The 630-nt window shown below is 60.6% G+C and carries 1 protein-coding gene; it reads left to right on the top strand.

What is annotated here, in order from left to right; all coding sequences use genetic code 11:
• Nucleotides 1-389 precede the first annotated feature (389 nt).
• Nucleotides 390-630 (top strand): hypothetical protein (locus tag CRD60_RS08685; protein WP_130473091.1); only part of this gene is annotated, 241 nt, incomplete at its 3' end.

Below are 630 nucleotides of genomic sequence, written 5' to 3'. Positions count from 1 at the left end.
TCGATAACCTGCAGATCATTCCCGACTCCAAACACAACGCCGACCCACAACGACGAACTGACCCTCAAGGCTCCGCTCGTTAACCACACCGGCCAGGTGGCCAAGCTCACCCAGGATGCCTACGTCAAGTCCTAGAAGCAGCAGCTCAGCTCAGAGACCGATGCTCCGGCCCCTGACCCTCAAGACGCCCAGGTTGAGCTGGCGCCGCGCTCCAGCTAGGTGGTCAACCTAACCGCAAACCTTGGCCCAATGTCCGCTCCCAATCGCGCACTAGCCCATTCCTCTACCCGACAGACGCCAGACTGACCCGGACCGCAAGCAGCAAACAGGGCAACACAACCTGTGAGCACTCTGGCTTCCGCCAGTTCTGACGCGAGTGCGATCGCTACATGATGAACAGCCTGCCAATCCGTCTGTGTGGCGATTCTCCTTTCCTGCTCAACCAGGACAATCGCGACCTGATCGAAGAAATCGGCGACGCTACGGTGGGGAGAGGGATCCCGGACAAGGAACATCCATCAGACACCATGGCCGCCGCCCGGATCGGCACCTACCGGCATGCCAACGCGAACATCCTGCGCAACCACATCCGCTCCATCCCCTCCGATGCCCTGGAGAGCCACGTAGACG

Origin of the sequence: Bifidobacterium aemilianum (assembly GCF_003315635.1) — a bacterium.
GTDB classification, from domain to species: domain Bacteria; phylum Actinomycetota; class Actinomycetes; order Actinomycetales; family Bifidobacteriaceae; genus Bifidobacterium; species Bifidobacterium aemilianum.
The sequence above is the reverse complement of the archived record's forward strand: the minus strand, read 5'-3'. Positions and strand labels throughout refer to the sequence as shown.